At 68.4% G+C, this 13,888-nt stretch carries 16 protein-coding genes; 7 read left to right on the forward strand and 9 right to left on the reverse strand.

Annotated elements, in window-relative coordinates:
- Positions 1 to 28: 28 nt before the first annotated feature.
- From AC1Q9M_RS14190 to AC1Q9M_RS14200, 3 genes are all read right to left on the reverse strand, one after another.
- On the reverse strand, positions 29 to 217 hold the full coding sequence (locus tag AC1Q9M_RS14190; protein WP_382321525.1) for a DUF2783 domain-containing protein: 189 nt from the start codon (positions 215 to 217) through the stop codon (positions 29 to 31).
- Positions 214 to 1,950, reverse strand: a complete 1,737-nt coding sequence (locus AC1Q9M_RS14195) for an FAD-dependent oxidoreductase (protein WP_492434348.1) — start codon at positions 1,948 to 1,950, stop codon at positions 214 to 216. Before AC1Q9M_RS14195 ends, AC1Q9M_RS14190 begins: the two co-directional genes overlap by 4 nt.
- Positions 1,951 to 2,283: 333 nt before the next feature.
- The gene (locus AC1Q9M_RS14200) at positions 2,284 to 2,898 is read right to left on the reverse strand and encodes a VOC family protein (RefSeq protein WP_382154998.1); all 615 of its coding nucleotides are present in this window, start codon (positions 2,896 to 2,898) and stop codon (positions 2,284 to 2,286) included.
- Between the two features lie 306 nt (positions 2,899 to 3,204).
- Here AC1Q9M_RS14200 and AC1Q9M_RS14205 point away from each other — a divergent pair, with 306 nt between their 5' ends.
- The 6 genes from AC1Q9M_RS14205 (at position 3,205) to queF (ending at position 8,329) form a co-directional block, all read left to right on the forward strand.
- A complete protein-coding gene (locus tag AC1Q9M_RS14205; RefSeq protein WP_086125420.1) occupies positions 3,205 to 3,627 on the forward strand; it encodes a rubrerythrin family protein in 423 nt (140 codons plus the stop codon).
- 110 nt (positions 3,628 to 3,737) lie between these two features.
- Positions 3,738 to 5,087 carry a (Fe-S)-binding protein gene (locus tag AC1Q9M_RS14210; protein ID WP_492434351.1) on the forward strand — a complete coding sequence of 450 codons (1,350 nt, stop codon included), beginning with the start codon at positions 3,738 to 3,740 and terminating at the stop codon, positions 5,085 to 5,087.
- Between the two features lie 20 nt (positions 5,088 to 5,107).
- A complete protein-coding gene (locus AC1Q9M_RS14215) occupies positions 5,108 to 5,698 on the forward strand; it encodes a DUF3501 family protein (protein ID WP_382155004.1) in 591 nt (196 codons plus the stop codon).
- 94 nt (positions 5,699 to 5,792) lie between these two features.
- Positions 5,793 to 6,569 (forward strand): peroxide stress protein YaaA, encoded by a 777-nt coding sequence (gene yaaA / locus AC1Q9M_RS14220; RefSeq protein WP_382325707.1) that lies wholly within the window; start codon positions 5,793 to 5,795, stop codon positions 6,567 to 6,569.
- Positions 6,570 to 6,585: 16 nt separating this feature from the next.
- A complete protein-coding gene (locus AC1Q9M_RS14225) occupies positions 6,586 to 7,470 on the forward strand; it encodes a 2OG-Fe(II) oxygenase (RefSeq protein ID WP_382155010.1) in 885 nt (294 codons plus the stop codon).
- Between the two features lie 7 nt (positions 7,471 to 7,477).
- The gene (gene queF, locus AC1Q9M_RS14230; RefSeq protein WP_382321517.1) at positions 7,478 to 8,329 is read left to right on the forward strand and encodes an NADPH-dependent 7-cyano-7-deazaguanine reductase QueF; all 852 of its coding nucleotides are present in this window, start codon (positions 7,478 to 7,480) and stop codon (positions 8,327 to 8,329) included.
- Between the two features lie 10 nt (positions 8,330 to 8,339).
- Here the strand turns inward: queF and AC1Q9M_RS14235 are convergent, their stop codons facing one another.
- The 4 genes from AC1Q9M_RS14235 to ocd all read right to left on the reverse strand — a co-directional run bounded on the left by AC1Q9M_RS14235 (position 8,340) and on the right by ocd (position 12,064).
- Positions 8,340 to 9,116, reverse strand: a complete 777-nt coding sequence (locus AC1Q9M_RS14235) for an anti-sigma factor (protein ID WP_382321515.1) — start codon at positions 9,114 to 9,116, stop codon at positions 8,340 to 8,342.
- Between the two features lie 10 nt (positions 9,117 to 9,126).
- Complete coding sequence (locus AC1Q9M_RS14240; RefSeq protein WP_382155019.1) at positions 9,127 to 9,699, reverse strand: RNA polymerase sigma factor; 573 nt, start codon at positions 9,697 to 9,699, stop codon at positions 9,127 to 9,129.
- Positions 9,700 to 9,875: 176 nt separating this feature from the next.
- Complete coding sequence (locus AC1Q9M_RS14245; protein ID WP_492434354.1) at positions 9,876 to 10,937, reverse strand: histone deacetylase family protein; 1,062 nt, start codon at positions 10,935 to 10,937, stop codon at positions 9,876 to 9,878.
- A 47-nt stretch (positions 10,938 to 10,984) separates the two neighbouring features.
- The gene (gene ocd, locus AC1Q9M_RS14250; protein ID WP_444687260.1) at positions 10,985 to 12,064 is read right to left on the reverse strand and encodes an ornithine cyclodeaminase; all 1,080 of its coding nucleotides are present in this window, start codon (positions 12,062 to 12,064) and stop codon (positions 10,985 to 10,987) included.
- 121 nt (positions 12,065 to 12,185) lie between these two features.
- On the opposite strand from ocd, the gene AC1Q9M_RS14255 reads away from it, so the two are divergent.
- Entirely contained in the window at positions 12,186 to 12,611 is a 426-nt protein-coding gene (locus tag AC1Q9M_RS14255; RefSeq protein WP_382321513.1) for an Lrp/AsnC family transcriptional regulator, read from the forward strand.
- Here the strand turns inward: AC1Q9M_RS14255 and AC1Q9M_RS14260 are convergent.
- Both AC1Q9M_RS14260 and AC1Q9M_RS14265 read right to left on the reverse strand, forming a co-directional pair.
- The gene (locus AC1Q9M_RS14260) at positions 12,608 to 13,450 is read right to left on the reverse strand and encodes an enoyl-CoA hydratase-related protein (RefSeq protein ID WP_492434357.1); all 843 of its coding nucleotides are present in this window, start codon (positions 13,448 to 13,450) and stop codon (positions 12,608 to 12,610) included. The genes AC1Q9M_RS14255 and AC1Q9M_RS14260 overlap by 4 nt on opposite strands.
- A gap of 87 nt (positions 13,451 to 13,537) precedes the next feature.
- Positions 13,538 to 13,816 (reverse strand): hypothetical protein, encoded by a 279-nt coding sequence (locus AC1Q9M_RS14265; RefSeq protein ID WP_382155032.1) that lies wholly within the window; start codon positions 13,814 to 13,816, stop codon positions 13,538 to 13,540.
- Between the last annotated feature and the right edge of the window lie 72 nt (positions 13,817 to 13,888).

The following is a 13,888-nucleotide window of genomic DNA, read 5'->3' on the forward strand; positions in this document are numbered from 1 at the left end:
CTGGGAGAGCAGGGGGAAGACCCTGATTTTAGCTAGGCGTTCTCTTCGCTGCTTCGATGCAGGCTTTCAGCACCTTCGCATCGCCGATCTGGTTGGCCAGCAGCAGGATCAGGCGGGCGTTGAGCAGTTCGGCGTCTTCGCGGCTGAGGCCGGCGTGGGCGTCCAGCAGCTGTTCGTAGAACGCGTCGGCGTCCTGGAAATGCAGGTCTTGTCTCATGGGGTTTTGTTTCCGCGCAGGCCGAGGGAACGCTCGATGGCCGTGACCAGCCGGGCGTTGATGGTTTCGCCGGTGGCGGCGAGGTAGCCGTCGGGGCGCACCAGCGCCCAGGCGTGGCCGAACACATGGCAGGCACCCTGCAGGTGGCCCTTGGGGTCGCGCACGTGTTCCAGGGCTTGGGCGGGCGCGCCGTCGGAGCCGAGCACCTGCACACTGCGCACCGGCGCGTCCAGGCAGAGCCGGCGCAGGCGCTGCAGCGCGGCGGGCGCGAGGTCGCCGAACACCAGCACCAGCAGATCGCCCTGGGCCCAGTTCAGCAGGTCGTTGACCTGTCCGGCCGTGCCGTCGGCCCATTGGAAGGGCACGTTCTGCACCGACTGGCCGGCGGCGCTGCCGGTTGCGTAGGTGCACGCGCTGGACTGGCTGTAGGGGTTGGCCACGGCCATGCGCCCGGTGTTGATGAGGCTGCGCGCGAACGGGTACTGCTTGGCCAGGCTGATGGCGGCCTGGCGGAACAGGCGCTCGCTGCCGTCGGCCGGGCGCAGGAAGCGCGCGGTGCGGTTGGTCACGCACACGTTCTGCTGCGCGGCTTCCAGGCGCTCGTCCTGGTAGCTCTGCAGCAGGGCCGCGTCGGCCTTGCCGCGCAGCACGGCGGCGAGTTTCCAGGCCAGGTTGTCGGCGTCGGCCACGCCGGTGTTGCCGCCGCGCGCGCCGAAGGGGCTGACCACCTTGGCCGAGTCGCCCATGAGGAAGACGCGCCCATGGCGCATGGCGTGCACGCACTCGCTGCGGTAGGCGTAGGGGCCGACCCAGACGATCTCCACGCCCACGTCGGGCCCGAACTGGCGCGCCAGGCGCTCGCGCACCACGTCTTCGCGGCTCACGTAGGCGGGGTCGGCGTTGGGGGCCATCTGGTAGTCGATGCGCCAGACGTCGTCGGCCATGAGGTGTTGCCAGACGGCGCGGTTCTCGTTGAACGGTGCTTCGATCCAGGTGTGGCGTTCGGCCGGCGGGTGGGTGGTGAAGCGCACGTCGGCGATGCACCAGCGGTCGTCGCCCCGGCGCGAGTCGAAGGGGACGTTGAGCCATTTGCGCAGCGGGCTGTTGGAGCCGGTGGCGTCGATGACGTGGTCGGCTTCGATGCGGTAGCTGCCGGCGGGCGTTTCCACGGTGAGGGTGGCGGCGTCGGCGGTTTGCTCGAAGGCGGTGAGGCGGTTCTGCCAGCGCAGTTCGACGGCGCCGAGTTCCTGCACGCGGTCGACGAGGAAGGCTTCGATGTAGAACTGCTGGATGTTGATGAAGGGCGGCTGGCTGGAGAGGTGGAAGTTGCCTTGTTGGCGCAGGTCGAAGTTGTAGACCTCGTCGTCGCCGGCGAAGGTGCGGCCGACGCTCCACTGGGTGCCTTTGGCGGCGATGCGTTCGAAGATGCCCAGGCGCTGGAAGATTTCGAGCGATTTCTGGGTGTAGCAGATGCCGCGCGAGGAGGCGCCTTTGACGCCGACGGTGTTGTCTTCGTCGATGAGCACGGCTTTCACGCCCAGGCGGGCGAGGGAGCAGGCGAGGGTGAGGCCGGTGATGCCGCCGCCCACGATGACGATGGGGTGGCGGACCCGGGCTTCGCTGTTCAGTTCGGGTGGGGGCACGAATTCGTATTCGGGCAGCACGTAGCCCGCACCGCTGGTGAATTCGTAGTTGTTGGTGTGGGCTGTCTCGCGGTATGTCGTCAGTGACATGTATCGCTCCTTGTTTGGGTTGTCTTCATGTCTTCTTGTCTCTTTCGATGACCTCGCGGGCCCGGCGACGCCCGACACTCTGCTCCGCGGGTGTCCCCCGGCGGCTGGTGCCGCCTCCTCCTTTACCCCGCTGCGCAGAGCACCGGGCATCACCGCGCCAGAGTGACCGTTGAGTGCCCGCAGTTGTTGGTGCGCACGGAGGTCGGCGAAGGGTGGGTGAGGGGCGCAGCGAAGTAAAGGAGGAGAACCGGCGAAGCCGGTTCGGGGGACATGAGCGGAGCCCCTCGCCCACCCTTCGCCGACCGGACCCGGCCAACGCCAAAGCCAAAACCCTCAGGCCTTGACGCGCGCAACCACCTCCGGCCGATCGTTCTGCTGCGGCTTCAGCGGCGCGGCGGATTTGCCCTCGGCGCGTTCCTTGCGCCACTGCTCCTTGCGCGCCGTCCACTCGGCCAGGCGCGCATGCGCGGTCTTGCTCTCCTTGAGCATCTCGAACTCGTCGGCCAGCTGCGCCGTGAGTTCCAGGCGGATGCCGTTCGGGTCGAAGAAGTAGATGCTCTTGAAGATGTGGTGGTCCGTCACCCCCAGCACCTCGATGCCGCCCGCTTCCAGCCGCGCCTTGGTGTTCTCCAGCTCCTCCACCGTGTCCACGCGGAAACTGATGTGGTTCACCCACTTCGGCGTGTTCGGGCTCGGCAGCGCGGCCTCGTCGTCGCCCAGGTCGAAGAACGCGATGAAGGAACCGTCCTGCAGCCGGAAGAAGAAGTGCGTGTACGGGCAGTACTCGCCCGTGCTCGGCACATGGTCGCTCTGGATGATGTGGTACAGCGGCAGGCCCAGAATGTCCTCGTAGAACCGGCGCGTTTCCTCGGCGTCCTTCGCACGGTACGCATAGTGGTGCAGCTGCTGGATCGGCGCGGGCGGGGGCAGGGTGGCGGTGGTCGGCATGTCGGTCTCCTGGATGGGCGAAAGCGGGGCCTGTGATTCACCATTATGCAACGCATTTCTCTTATCGTAATTCAATAGGCCTGCGGCGCACTCCAGTTTGATGCTTTCGACCGAGGGTGTCGATCCTGTTGAGCGCCGATATCAACGCCCGTTCACGGATAGGCGAGGGCAATTCCCCGCATAGCCCAGAACTATTGGACGCTGGCTGACCGGCGGGCGTATGTTGCGGAGGTCCTGTCAGGTTCGGCGCCTGTTGTCCGGGCCTCATGGGCGTTTCTTCCACCCACGCAAGCAAGGAGATACCACATGCCCGCATTGAAAGGCTCGAAAACCGAGCAGTGCCTGAAAGACGCCTTCGCCGGCGAATCCCAGGCCAATCGCCGCTACCTGTACTTCGCGAACAAGGCCGACGTGGAAGGCCAGAACGACGTGGCGGCCCTGTTCCGCTCGACCGCCGAAGGTGAAACCGGCCACGCGCACGGCCACCTGGAGTTCCTGGAGCAATCGGGCGACCCGGCCACCGGCCTGCCGATCGGCTCCACCCGCAACAACCTCGCCTCCGCCGTGGCCGGCGAAACCCACGAGTACACCGACATGTACCCGGGCATGGCCAAGACCGCGCGCGAGGAAGGCTTCGACGAAGTGGCCGACTGGTTCGAGACCCTGGCCAAGGCCGAGCGCTCGCACGCCAACCGCTATCAAAAGGCCCTGAACGAACTCGTGGACTGAGCAAGCCCCCATTCCCTCGCTGTGCCACCGGCACAGCGTTTTTGAAAGGGCTTGGCCGAGCCCTTTCAAAAACCCACGAAACGACTCGCACCAGACGAGGAGACATCCCCATGGCCACAGAAGGCAATCTGCAGGCACCGACGCGGCACGCGCTCGACTGGAAGAACCCCGACTTCCACGACGAGGACAAGTGCCTGCACGAGATGGAGCGCATCTTCGACATCTGCCACGGCTGCCGGCGCTGCGTGAGCCTGTGCGGCTCCTTCCCCACGCTGTTCGACCTGGTCGACGAGAGCAGCACCATGGAGGTGGATGGCGTGGCCAAGGCGGACTACTGGAAGGTGGTCGACCAGTGCTACATGTGCGACCTCTGCTACATGACCAAGTGCCCCTACACACCGCCGCACGAATGGAACCTGGATTTTCCGCACACCATGCTGCGCGCCAAGGCGATCCAGTTCAAGAAGGGCGAGGTGGGCCTGGCCGAGCGTTTCCTCGCCTCCACCGACGTGCACGGCCAGTTCGCCGGCATTCCGATCGTGGTGCAGGTGGCCAACGCGGTGAACCGCACCAGGACCGCGCGCGGCCTGATGGAGCGCGTGGCCGGCGTCGACCAGGACGCCTGGCTGCCCGAACTCGCGACGAAGAAGTTCCGCTCGGGCGCGCCCGAAGCCAACGCCTCGAAGGTGGTCGATGGGGAGAAGACACCGGGCAAGGTCGCGATCTTCGCCACCTGCTACATCAACTACAACGAGCCCGGCATCGGCTTGGACCTGCTCAAGATCCTCGACCACAACGGCATTCCCTACACCCTGGTCGAGAAGGAAAAATGCTGCGGCATGCCCAAGCTGGAGCTGGGCGACCTGGACTCGGTGCAGCGAAGCAAGGAGGCCAACATCCCGGTGCTCGCGAAGTACGCGAAGGACGGCTACGCGATCCTCGCGGCCGTGCCCAGCTGCGCGCTGATGTTCAAGCAGGAAATCCCGCTGATGTTCCCCGACGATGCCGACACCCAGCTCGTGAAGGAGAGCGTGTGGGACCCGTTCGAGTACCTGATGGCGCGCAAGCGCGACGGCCTGCTCAAGACCGAGTTCCCGCAAGCGCTGGGCAACGTGAGCTACCAGATCCCCTGCCACGGCCGGGTGCAGAACATCGGCCGCAAGACCGAGGAGATGCTGAAGATGGTGCCCGGGACCACGGTGAACACCATCGAGCGCTGCTCCGGCCACGCCGGTACCTTCGGCGTGAAGAAGGCGCACCACCAGCAGGCCATGAAGATCGGCAAACCGGTGTTCAAGGCCATGGCCACCATGAAGGACGGCGCGAAGCCCGACGTCATCAGCTCGGACTGCCCGCTCGGTGGTCACCACATCGCGCAGGGCTTCGAGGTCAACGGCCTGGGTGCGCCGGAACTGCTGCACCCGCTGAGCCTGGTGGCCCGGGCCTATGGCCTGAAGTAAGAAAGCAAGGAGCACCCACCATGCAACTCACCGGCCGCATCACCGCCGACTCCCTCATGAGCCTGGAGGCCTACACCAAGTGGCGCAAGGTGCACAAGCCCGAGATCATGGCGCACCGCCGGCTGCGCAGCGTGCAGCTGGGCGAACACCTGCACCTGCAGTTCGAGAGCGAGACCACCATGCGCTACCAGATCCAGGAGATGCTGCGCATCGAGAAGATCTTCGAGGAGGAGGGCATCCAGCAGGAGATCGATGCCTACGCGCCGCTGGTGCCCGATGGCACGAACTGGAAGGCCACGATGATGATCGAGTACATCGACATCAACGAGCGCAAGCGCGAACTCGCGCGGCTCATCGGGGTGGAAGACCGCATGTTCGTCGAGGTCGAGGGCCATGCCCGTGTGTACGCCATCGCCGACGAGGACCTGGACCGCGAGAACGACGAAAAGACCTCGGCCGTGCACTTCGTGCGCTTCGAGCTCACGGCCCCGATGCGCGCGGCGGTGCTGGCCGGCGCGGCCGTCAAGCTGGGTTGCGACCACACCCACTACCCGGCGCACCTGCAAGTGCCCCCGGAAACGCTGGCGTCTCTCGCCGGTGACCTGAAGTAACACGGCCCGTTGGGGATAATCAGGGCTTCCCCCGGGAAGCCTTGCCGCTTCCGTGTTCGCCTCCCTCTGCGGCCCTGCCCGCCTCCAGCCCGACATGCTCTTCCTGATCTCGCCCGCCAAGGCGCTCGACTACGAGACGCCCCCGCACGTGCCCACCCACACCCAGCCGCTGTTCGTGAAACACTCGACCGAACTCATCGAGGTGCTGCGCGAAAAAACGCCGTTGCAGATCGGCGAGCTCATGGACCTGTCGGACGCGCTCTCGGGCCTGAACGTCGCGCGCTACCAGGCCTGGCGCCCGAAATTCACCGCGAAGAACGCCAAGCAGGCCGTGCTCGCCTTCGACGGCGACGTGTACGGCGGGCTGGACGCGAAGACCCTGGGCGAGGCCGAACTCGACTGGCTGCAGCAGCACCTGTGCATCCTCAGCGGCCTGTACGGCGTGCTGCGCCCGCTCGACTGGATGCAGCCCTACCGGCTGGAGATGGGCACGCGCCTGAAGACGGCCCGGGGCAAGAACCTCTACGAGTTCTGGGGCCGCCAGATCGCCGAGTACCTCAACCAGCGCGCCAAGGCCGACCTGAGCCCGGTGGTGATCAACCTCGCCAGCGAGGAGTACTTCAAGGCCGTGGACCGCAAGGCCCTGCTGCCGCGTGTGGTCACCTGCGCCTTCGAGGAGCGCAAGGCCGATGGCTATAAGGTCATCAGCTTCATGGCCAAACGCGCGCGCGGCCTGATGGTGCGGTACGCTGTGACGCACCGGGCCACCACGCCCGAACAGCTCAAGGGCTTCGACCTTGAGGGTTACCGTTTCGTGCCCGCCGCGTCCTTGCCCGACCGGCTGGTGTTCCGCCGCGAACAGAAGGCCTGACCGCCTCGACACACACATGAGCCAGACCATCACCCCCGAATTGCGCCGCTGGATCATCGAGCAGGCGTCCGCCGGCTTCACCCCCGAGGTGGTGCTGGCCTCCATGGTGTCCTCCGGCTGGCAGGAGTCGGTGGCCGTGGCGGCGCTGGAGAGCACGCTGCGCGAGCACCTGCGCGCCCAGGCCGCCAAGCCCCCGGTGGTCGCGCCTGCGGCCCAGCCCGATGCGGCTTCCACCGCGGCGGGCGTGCCGGTGCCCGACTTCGCTCTGAGCCAGTCCCCGCGCCAGATCGACGCGGGCGACCGTTTGGTGGACGTGATCGCCACGCTGAACCACCCGCGCGTGGTGGTGCTGGGCAACCTGCTGAGCGCCGAAGAGTGCGAGGCGCTGATCGCATCCGCGCGCCCGCACCTGGCGCGCTCGCTCACGGTGGAAACCAAGACCGGCGGCGAAGAGCTCAACCCCGACCGCACCAGCAGCGGCATGTTCTTCACCCGGGGCCAGACGCCCGAGGTGGCCGCCGTGGAGGCGCGCATCGCGCGGCTGCTGAACTGGCCGCTGGAGAACGGCGAGGGCTTCCAGGTGCTCAACTACAAGCCCGGCGCCGAGTACAAGCCGCACTACGACTACTTCGATCCCGCCGAGCCGGGCACGCCCACCATCCTGCGGCGCGGCGGCCAGCGCGTGGCCACGCTGGTGATGTACCTCAACGAGCCCGCGCGCGGCGGCGGCACCACCTTCCCCGACGTGGGCTTCGAGGTGGCGCCGGTGCGCGGCAACGCCGTCTTCTTCAGCTACGACCGGCCCCACCCCTCCACCCGCACGCTGCACGGCGGCGCGCCCGTGATCGAGGGCGAAAAATGGGTCGCCACCAAGTGGCTGCGCGAACGCGAATTCATCTGACACTCTCATGTCCCAGAACACCCCCGAACAGTCCCAGCTCGGCCGCGCCTCGGCCTACGTCGACCAGTACGACGCCTCGCTGCTGTTTCCGCTGCCGCGCGAAACCAAGCGGCGCGAGATCGGCATCACCGGCAGCGTGCCCTTTCTGGGCGCCGACCTCTGGACCGCCTTCGAGCTGAGCTGGCTCAACCCGCGCGGCAAGCCCATGGTCGCGCTGGCTCACATCACCGTGCCCTGCGAGAGCACGCACATCGTGGAGAGCAAGTCGTTCAAGCTCTACCTCAACAGCTTCAACAACACGCCGTTTCCGAGCGCCGACGCGGTGCGCGACCGCATCCGCGCCGACGTGAGCGCCGCGATCTGGCACGGCGGCCCGATCCAGGCCAGCGCCGGCGTGAAGCTGCTGCTGCCCGAGCACTTCGACCGCGAGCCGGTGCACGAACTCAGCGGCCTGTCCATCGACCGGCTCGACGTGGAGTGCACGCGGTACCAGCCCGCGCCCGAGCTGCTCTCGGCCGCGCTCGATGAGCAGCCCGTGACCGAGACCCTGGTGAGCCACCTGCTCAAGAGCAACTGCCTGGTGACCGGCCAGCCCGACTGGGGCAGCGTGCAGATCAGCTACAGCGGCCCGCAGATCGACCAGGCCGGCCTGCTGCAGTACATCGTGAGCTTTCGCAACCACAACGAATTCCACGAGCAGTGCGTCGAGCGCATCTACATGGATGTCTGGCAGCGCTGCAAGCCGGCCAAGCTCACGGTTTACGCGCGCTACACGCGCCGGGGCGGGCTGGACATCAACCCCTGGCGCAGCAGCCACCCGCAATCGCCGCCGGCCAACGTGCGCACCGCGCGGCAGTGAGCCGGCTGGTTCAGAGCATCTTCTGGATCAGCGCGCCCTTGAACAGCACCGGCCCGGTGGGGCCGCGCTCGCTCGGCACGCCGCCCTTGGGCTCCAGGCTGATCGCCAGGGTCGGCACCTCGCGCACATCGCCCTCGCCAGCGGCGAGCTGCAGCAGGCGCTCCTGACCCAGCACGCCGAGCGAGCGCGGGCCGCCGGACGGCGGCAGCGCCCAGAGCTGCAGCGACTTGTCGCTCGCTTCCTGGAAGCCGCTCACGCGCTGCAGCGTGAGCTTCCTGCTCTTGGGATCGAAGGTGACCAGCATGGACGCGCTGGCCTGGTCGTCGTGCAGCACGGCCACGTACTCCACCTGCGGCGTTGCTTCGAGTTGGGCTTGCAGCTCGCTGATTCGCGTGCCCAGGTTGTCGCGCAGGCCGACGGCCGTGACCACGGCCAGCACGGTGGCCAGGGCGCCGGCCGCGGTGGCGCCGCGCCACAGCGCCAGGCTGCGCAGCCAGCCGCCCCGGCCGTTGGGTGGGGTGGCACGCGCGGCGGCCATGGCCTGCTGGTCGTTGTCGGCGCGCACCAGGTTCTCGATGCGCGTCCAGACCGCCGGGGCCGGCTCGCTCGGGGCCTGCAGTTCGTTCATGCTGGCCACGCGGCTCTGCCACACCAGGGCGGCGGCGCGCACCGGCGCCTGTTCGCGCGCCATGGCTTCGAAGCGGCGGCGCGCGCCGCCGCGCAGCGTGCCCAGCGCGTGGGCCGCGGCCAGTTGGTCCAGCAGTTCGGGGTGTTTCATGAGGTTCATGGCGAGGTCCTCACGCGAAGCGCGCCATGCAGGTGCGCAGCTGGTCCAGCCCCCGGCGGATCCAGGTCTTGACCGTGCCCAGCGGCAGCTTGAGCTGCTCGGCCAGCTCGCTGTGGCTCAGGTCGCGCAGGTAGGCCAGGCTGACCACCTCGCGCTGGCGGCTTTCCAGCTGGCCCAGGCACTGGTGCAGCGCCCAGGCCTGCTGGCTCGCCAGGCTCACGTCCATGGGGTTGGGAGACGTGCCCTCCATCGTGTCGGCCATCACGTCGTCGATTTCGTCGGTGAGGTGGGCGCGCTCGGCGCTGCGCCGGCGCAGGGCATCGAGTGAGCGGCTGCGCACGATCAGGCCGAGCCAGGCCATGGGCGGGCTCAGGCTGGCGCGGTAGTCGCCGGCCGAGCGCCAGATCTGCAGGAAGGTTTCCTGCAGCACGTCCTCGGCCCATTCGTGCTTGTTCACCACGCGCAGTGACAACCCGTAGAGCTTGGACGACACCAGGTCGTAGAGGCCCTTGAGCGCGGCCTCGTCGCGCTGGGCGATGCGGTCGAGCAGGGCGATGAGGGTGTCGTCGGGTTGGTCGCTCATGCGCGCATTGTGGGGCTGCGGGGGCTCCTGCGGGGCATTGCCGGGCCGGCTCCACACCAGCACGGGGCGGGAACCGCGCGCGGTGGGGCGGGGAATGTCGGGGCGTTGAGGGGGTGGTGAGGGCTTCATGGCCCTCTGGATACGCACCCGGGGCGCGCCTGGATTCAGCCGGGTGCTCAGGCCGCCCGCTGGAAGCCTTCGAGCAGGTTGACGGCGTTGGTGCCGACCTCGTCCACCGCGTAACCGCCCTCGAAGGTGAACACCGTGGGCAGGCCCGCGCTGGCCAGCGCCGCGCCGACGGCGGCGTAGTCGCCGGTCTGGAGCGTGAAGCCGGAGATCGGATCGCCCTCGAAGGTGTCCAGGCCCAGGGGCGCCACCAGCGCATCCGCACCGAAATCGCTCACCGCGCGCAGGGCGGTGTCGAGTGCCGCGCGCCAGGCCTGCACGCCGGTGCCGCGCGGCAGCGGCAGGTTGAGGTTGAAACCGGTGCCCGCGCCCGCGCCGCGCTCGTCCGCGTGGCCGAGGAAGAAGGGGTACTCGGTCGCCGGGTCGCCGTGGAGGGAGACCGTGAGCACGTCGGCGCGTTCGTAGAAGATGGTCTGCGTGCCGTTGCCGTGGTGGTAGTCCACGTCCAGCACCGCCACCTTGGCGTGGCCGGCGTCGCGCAGCGCCTGCGCGGCGATCGCGGCGTTGTTCAGGAAGCAGTAGCCGCCCAGAAAATCAGGCCCCGCGTGGTGGCCGGGCGGGCGCGAGAGCGCGAAGGCGCTGCGATCACCGCCCGCCACGGCCTGCGCCGCCGCGAGCGCGCAGGCCGCGCCGCCGCGCGCGGCGGCCCAGGTGCCGGCGGTCAGGGGTGAGCCGGAGTCGAAGGAGAACAGGCCCAGGCGCGCCGCGAAGTTGTGCGGCAGCACGTCGTTGCGAAAGCCGTGCCGGTTGGCCAGCGGCCACACCGAGGGCAGGGCGTCGCGCTGCGCGTTGGCCGGGTCCATGGCCACCCAGTCGTCCCAGGCGGTGGCCAGGAAAGCCAGGTAGCGCGCGTCGTGCACGCGGGCGATGGCGGCGTCCAGCGCGGCGGCGTCCACGGCCGGCGGGGTGAGGGTCCCCAGCGGGCGGCGCTGCAGTTCGGCGAGCACGAAGTCCAGCCGCGCGGGCACCTCATGGCAGGGCACCATGCGGCCGCGAAACATTTCCTGCTGGCCGGCGTGGCCGGCGTGGTGGGGGTTGTGAAAGGTTTTCATGCGCTGGCGAACGATGGGGGACGCCCATCGTAGCGAAAGCGGCCGCCTCAGGCCGCCAGCGCCAGCTCCACCTGCCGGGGCTCGGACCGGCGCAGCAGGCCGAACAGGTCCTTCGGGTCGGCCAGCGCGGGGATCAGCGGCAGCGCCTGGCCCAGGCCGAGCTCGCCCGCGACCTCGCGCAGGAAGCGCAGGGCCGAATAGTCTTCCAGCGCGAAGCCGACCGAGTCGAACAGCGTGACCTGCGCCGCGCTGGCGCGGCCGGGGGCGTTGCCCTCGAGCACGTGCCAGAGTTCGGTCACGGCGAAGTCGGCGGGCAGGTGCTGCAGGTCGCCTTCGATGCGGGTCTGCGGCTCGTACTCGACGAAGACCGAGGCCATGCGCAGCACGTCGGGGTGCAGCTCGGTCTTGCCCGGGCAGTCGCCGCCCACGCCGTTGATGTGCATGCCGGGCTCGATCAGGTCGGGCGTGAGGATGGTGGCGTTGGTCTTGTCGGCGGTGACGGTGGTCACGATGTCGGCGCCGCGCACCGCCTGGGCGATGCTGTCGCAGGCGAGCAGCCTCAGGCCGGGCTGGCCCGCGAGGTTGTCCATCAGCTTGCGCGTGGCGGCGGGGTCGGTGTCGTACAGACGGATCTCGTCGATGCCCATGAGGTGGTGGAAGGCCAGGGCCTGGAACTCGCTCTGCGCGCCGTTGCCGATCAGCGCCATGCGGCGGCTGTTGGGGCGGGCCAGCGCGCGCGCGGCCACCACCGACATGGCGGCGGTGCGCAGCGCGGTGGTGAGCGTGAGTTCGCTCAGCAGCACGGGCACGCCGGTGGCCACCTCGGCCAGCACGCCGAAGGCCATCACCGTGGGCAGGCCGCTCTGGGTGTTCTTGGGGTGGCCGTTGACGTACTTGAAGGCGTAGGTGGTGTCGTCGGCGATCGGCATCAGCTCGATCACGCCGTCGGTGGAGTGGCTGGCCACGCGCGCCGACTTGTCGAACGAGGGCCAGCGCAGGTAGTCGGCGTGCAGGGTGCCGGCCAGGCGGTCCAGCGCGGCGGGCAGGCCCAGGCGGTGGACGAGGGTGGCCACATCCTGGGCGCTGAGGAACAGGGTGGGCAGGGAGGACGAGGTGGCGGCTTTCATGGGGAATCCTTGGGTGATGTCCTCAGTGTCGCCAAGCGCTCGCTCAATGTAAATCGTCAACTGTGCTTGAATTTCGACAGAAAATTGTCAAAAAGTCAGCCTCGGATCGCATAATGCCCGAATGGACGCCCTGGACCAGCAACTGATCGGCCTTTTGCGCAAGGACGCGCGCACCAACGTGGCCGCGCTGGCCAAGAAGCTGGGCGTGTCGCGCGGCACGGTCACCAACCGCATCGCGCGGCTGGAGGACAGCGGGGTCATCGTGGGCTACACGGTGCGCCTGCGGCCCGATGCCAAGCCCGACGAGATCAGCGCCTGGATGAGCGTGGCGGTGGAAGGCAACCAGACGCGCGCGGTGATCGCCAGCCTGCTGGGCGAGCCCGGCGTGGCCGAGCTGCACGACACCAATGGCCGCTGGGACCTGCTCGCCGAGCTGCGCGCGAGCAGCCTGGCGGAGCTGTCCCAGGTGCTGGAGCGCATCCGCCTCATCCGCGGCATCAGCAGCACCGAGACCAGCCTGCACCTGGCGACGTACCGTCTGTCCTAGCCCAGGGCCTTGAACGATGGCAGCTCGGCCAACGGCGAGAACTGGCCGGCGCGCTTGTCCTTCATCGCGCTGATGGCCTCGCGCACGTGGGCGTTGCTCCACACCGTGCCCTGCAGCCAGCCCATCTGGCGCAGGCTGTCTTCCACCGAGTGGTCGCGCGCGTAGGTCACGGCCTGTTTGGTGCCCCAGATCGCCACCGGGGGCTTGGCGGCGATTTCCTTCGCGCACTGCAGCGCGGCGGCCACCGTGGCTTCGGCGGTGTCGAACACCTCGTTGACCAGGCCGTGGCCCAGCGCCTTGCCCGCGGGCAGGCGGCGGCCGGTGTAAGCCAGCTCCTTCACGACGCCGAAGGGGATCAGCTTGGGCAGGCGCTGCAGCGTGCCCACGTCGGCCACCATGCCGATGTTGATCTCCTGGATGCAGAAGAAGGCGTCGGCGCTCGCGTAGCGGATGCAGGCCGCCGTGACCATGTCCACCGCGCCACCGATGCATCCGCCCTGGATGGCGCAGATCACCGGGATGCGCAGGTTTTCGATCTTGGTGAAGGTGGCCTGCATGTCGGTGAGCAGGTCGTAGATGGCCGCGCGGCCTTCGGGGCTCTGGTCGTCCATCTGGATCGCGCCGCCGAAGGTCTCCAGCGCCATGCCGGCGCTGAAGTGCTTGCCCGTGCTGCTGATGACCAGCGCGCGCGCCTGGCCCTCGTGGTGGATCCGCGTGAGCAACTCGTCGAGCTCGCGCCAGAAGGTCGGGTGCATGGTGTTGAGCTCGGCGGGCCGGTTCAGCACCAGGTGGGCAATGTGGTCGGTCGTGCTGAGGGTGAAGCAGGTCGGTGCGGTCATGGCGGGCTGGTCTCGGTGGTGGTGGGCAACGGACCACTGTAGTCCGCGCGCGCCACGGGGACTGTCCCGGCCCGGACGGCCCGCCGCTCAGTTGTACGGCCCCAGCCAGTCGCAGCGCAGGCGGTGCGACCGGTGCACCTTGCGGCGCCAGCGCACGTACAGCCCGGGCGCCCAGATGCCCATCACGCAGAAGGGCAGCAGCCACAGGGCCTCCGAGAAAAAGGCCGGCACGCAACCCACCCAGCCCATCACCCAGAACGTGAGCATGCCGTCCCACAGCTGGTATTCCAGCGGGTGGTCCCGGCGGTGCGCCACGTGCCAGCGTTTGATGCGCTCCAACTCGTCAAGCCTGAGACAGAGATTCATGGCAGACCCCTCGGGAATGCGGCTGACATCCAGTCTCTGACACTGTAAGTTTGGCGTCAGCTTCCGTCAATG

The sequence above is a fragment of the Hydrogenophaga sp. GW823-FHT04C09 genome (assembly GCF_058796355.1).

Coding starts and splice junctions, on each gene's coding strand:
- AC1Q9M_RS14190 (WP_382321525.1), bottom strand. CDS start 217: ATGAGACAAGACCTGCATTTCCAGGACGCCGACGCGTTCTACGAACAG.
- AC1Q9M_RS14195 (WP_492434348.1), bottom strand. CDS start 1,950: ATGTCACTGACGACATACCGCGAGACAGCCCACACCAACAACTACGAA.
- AC1Q9M_RS14200 (WP_382154998.1), bottom strand. CDS start 2,898: ATGCCGACCACCGCCACCCTGCCCCCGCCCGCGCCGATCCAGCAGCTG.
- AC1Q9M_RS14205 (WP_086125420.1), top strand. CDS start 3,205: ATGCCCGCATTGAAAGGCTCGAAAACCGAGCAGTGCCTGAAAGACGCC.
- AC1Q9M_RS14210 (WP_492434351.1), top strand. CDS start 3,738: ATGGCCACAGAAGGCAATCTGCAGGCACCGACGCGGCACGCGCTCGAC.
- AC1Q9M_RS14215 (WP_382155004.1), top strand. CDS start 5,108: ATGCAACTCACCGGCCGCATCACCGCCGACTCCCTCATGAGCCTGGAG.
- yaaA (WP_382325707.1), top strand. CDS start 5,793: ATGCTCTTCCTGATCTCGCCCGCCAAGGCGCTCGACTACGAGACGCCC.
- AC1Q9M_RS14225 (WP_382155010.1), top strand. CDS start 6,586: ATGAGCCAGACCATCACCCCCGAATTGCGCCGCTGGATCATCGAGCAG.
- queF (WP_382321517.1), top strand. CDS start 7,478: ATGTCCCAGAACACCCCCGAACAGTCCCAGCTCGGCCGCGCCTCGGCC.
- AC1Q9M_RS14235 (WP_382321515.1), bottom strand. CDS start 9,116: ATGAACCTCATGAAACACCCCGAACTGCTGGACCAACTGGCCGCGGCC.
- AC1Q9M_RS14240 (WP_382155019.1), bottom strand. CDS start 9,699: ATGAGCGACCAACCCGACGACACCCTCATCGCCCTGCTCGACCGCATC.
- AC1Q9M_RS14245 (WP_492434354.1), bottom strand. CDS start 10,937: ATGAAAACCTTTCACAACCCCCACCACGCCGGCCACGCCGGCCAGCAG.
- ocd (WP_444687260.1), bottom strand. CDS start 12,064: ATGAAAGCCGCCACCTCGTCCTCCCTGCCCACCCTGTTCCTCAGCGCC.
- AC1Q9M_RS14255 (WP_382321513.1), top strand. CDS start 12,186: ATGGACGCCCTGGACCAGCAACTGATCGGCCTTTTGCGCAAGGACGCG.
- AC1Q9M_RS14260 (WP_492434357.1), bottom strand. CDS start 13,450: ATGACCGCACCGACCTGCTTCACCCTCAGCACGACCGACCACATTGCC.
- AC1Q9M_RS14265 (WP_382155032.1), bottom strand. CDS start 13,816: ATGAATCTCTGTCTCAGGCTTGACGAGTTGGAGCGCATCAAACGCTGG.